The organism is Neisseria gonorrhoeae, assembly GCF_003315235.1.
GTDB lineage: Bacteria > Pseudomonadota > Gammaproteobacteria > Burkholderiales > Neisseriaceae > Neisseria > Neisseria gonorrhoeae.
The window spans coordinates 1-2569 of sequence record NZ_QNRU01000066.1; the positions used below are offsets into that span (position 1 = coordinate 1).

General features: G+C 54.9%; 3 protein-coding genes. All 3 read left to right on the forward strand.

From position 1 onward, the window contains the following. Window positions 1–755: 755 nt before the first annotated feature. Window positions 756–1250: a signal peptidase II gene (lspA, locus tag DFR77_RS12610; RefSeq protein ID WP_003687321.1), complete on the forward strand. Its 495-nt coding sequence runs from the start codon at window positions 756–758 to the stop codon at window positions 1248–1250. Window positions 1251–1279: 29 nt separating this feature from the next. Next, a complete protein-coding gene (gene ispH / locus DFR77_RS12615; protein ID WP_003687322.1) occupies window positions 1280–2248 on the forward strand; it encodes a 4-hydroxy-3-methylbut-2-enyl diphosphate reductase in 969 nt (322 codons plus the stop codon). A gap of 110 nt (window positions 2249–2358) precedes the next feature. Next, window positions 2359–2569: transposase (locus tag DFR77_RS12625; RefSeq protein ID WP_071201064.1), on the forward strand; the 211-nt coding region annotated here is incomplete at its 3' end.

A 2569-nucleotide genomic window follows, 5' to 3' on the forward strand; every position in this document is an offset into this window, starting at 1 on the left:
CGTACTGCCTGCGGCCCGCCGCCTTGTCCTGATTTTTGTTAATCCGCTATAAAGACCGTCGGGCATCTGCAGCCGTCATTCCCGCGCGGGCGGGAATCTAGGCCGGTCGGTGCGGAAACTTATCGGGAAAAAAGGTTTCTTGAGATTTTACGTCCTGGATTCCCACTTTTGTGGGAATGACGTGGTGCAGGTTTCCGTACGGATGGATTCGTCATTCCCGCGCAGGCGGGAATCCGGTCCGTTCGGTTTCAGTTATTTCCGATAAATTCCTGCTGCTTTTTATTTCTAGATTCCCACTTCCGTGGGAATGACGGCGGAGGGGATAAGTTCTTGCAATCTAAAATTTCGTCATTTCTATAAAATAGCAAACCGAAACAGAAACTTAAAAACAGAAACCTGAAACAGCAACCTGAAACCCCGTCATTCCCGCGCAGGCGGAAATCCGGCGGGCCGTAGGGTGTGCTTCGGCCCGCCATTTCCATCAATCCAACATGTCTACCGTTTTCATCGAATCCATCGAATCCGCCTTTTCGACCACCCGGCCCTACGCAACCGAACCGTCATTCCCGCGAAAGTGGGAATCTAGGACGCGGGGTTTGGGCAACCGTTTTATCCGATAAGTTTCCGTGCGGACAGGTCCGGATTCCCGCCTGCGCGGGAATGACGGGTTTCAAGATTACGGCATTTGCCGTTTCGGGTACAGGAAAGGGGGTTTTCGGGTAGAATGGCACTCTTTTATCCGGCTGTTGAAAAATATGTCTTCATCTGTTTCAAGTAAAACGCGCTATTGGGTATTGGCACTTGCCGCCATCGTGCTGGACCAGTGGTCGAAGTGGGCGGTGCTGTCGTCGTTTCAGTATCGGGAACGCGTCAACGTCATCCCTTCGTTTTTCGATCTGACGCTGGTGTACAACCCGGGCGCGGCATTCAGCTTCCTTGCCGATCAGGGCGGCTGGCAGAAATACTTTTTTTTGGTGCTGGCGGTGGCGGTGAGCGCGTATTTGGTACGCGCCATCTTGCGCGACGAGTTTGCAGCCCTCGGCAAAATCGGGGCGGCAATGATTATCGGCGGTGCGTCGGGCAATGTCATCGATCGCCTGATACACGGTCATGTCGTCGATTTCTTATTGTTTTATTGGCAAAATTGGTTTTATCCCGCCTTTAATATTGCCGACAGCTTTATCTGCGTCGGTGCGGTGTTGGCGGTGCTTGACAATATCGTCCATCGCAAAGATAGCAAAAAAACGTGAATGCCGTCTGAACACGGAATGCAAAACTTATGAACGGAAAAACCATCATCCTTGCCAATCCGCGCGGCTTCTGCGCCGGTGTGGATCGGGCAATCAGTATTGTCGAACGTGCTTTGGAAGAATTCGGCGCGCCGGTTTATGTGCGCCACGAAGTCGTCCACAACAAATTCGTCGTGGACAACCTGCGCGAAAAAGGCGCGGTGTTTATCGAAGACTTGGCGGAAGTGCCGCCGGGCGCGACACTGGTTTATTCGGCACACGGCGTATCGAAGGCGGTGCAGCAGGAAGCGGCGGAGCGCGGTTTCCGGGTATTTGATGCGACTTGCCCGCTGGTGACGAAAGTGCATAAGGAAGTCGCCCGACTGGATGCCCAAAACTGTGAAATCATCATGATCGGGCATAAGGGGCACGCCGAGGTCGAAGGCACGATGGGGCAGCTTGCACCGGGCAAAATGCTTTTGGTCGAAACGGTCGGAGATGTGGCAAAACTCGAAGTCAGAAACCCCGACAAACTCGCCTATGTCAGCCAAACCACGCTCTCGGTCGATGAAACCAAAGACATCATCGCCGCGCTGAACGCGCGTTTCCCCAATATCCGCAATCCGCACAAGGAAGACATCTGCTATGCGACGACCAACCGGCAAACCGCCGTCAAAGAGCTGGCGGAACAGTGCGACATCGTGATTGTGGTCGGTTCGCCCAATTCGTCCAACAGCAACCGCCTGCGCGAAGTGGCGGCATCGCGCGGAATCGATGCGTATATGGTGGACAACGCGTCCTACCTGCAACGCACGTGGTTTGAAGGCAAAAGCAAAGTCGGCGTAACGGCAGGCGCGTCCGCGCCCGAAGTGTTGGTGCGGGAAGTATTGGCAGCCATACGCGGATGGGGGCATGAAACCGTGCGCGAAGGGGGGGGCGCGGAAGAAAGCATCGTGTTCGTCCTGCCCAAGGAGCTGCGCCGCGAGGGCGAAACCAAACCCGATTTGTGCAAACGTTGACGCAGGCGTTAACGCAGGCATCGGATGTTTGGGCAACACAAATGCCGAGACCTTTGCAAAATTCCCCTAAAATCCCCTAAATTCCCACCAAGGCATTTAGGGGATTTCCCATGAGCACCTTCTTCCGGCAAACCGCACAAGCCATGACTGCCAAACACATCGGCCGCTTCCCGCTATCGGAGTTGGACCAGGTGATTGATTGGCAGCCGATCGAACAATACCTGATCCGTCAAAAAACCCGTTACCTCCGAGACCGCCGCGGCCGCCCCGCCCATCCCCTGTCGTCCATGTTCAAAGCCGTCCTGCCCGGACAATGGCACA

Bases quoted from the DNA above. Each gene is read 5' to 3' on its own strand.
- ispH (WP_003687322.1), top strand. From the start codon at position 1,280: ATGAACGGAAAAACCATCATCCTTGCCAATCCGCGCGGCTTCTGCGCC.
- lspA (WP_003687321.1), top strand. From the start codon at position 756: ATGTCTTCATCTGTTTCAAGTAAAACGCGCTATTGGGTATTGGCACTT.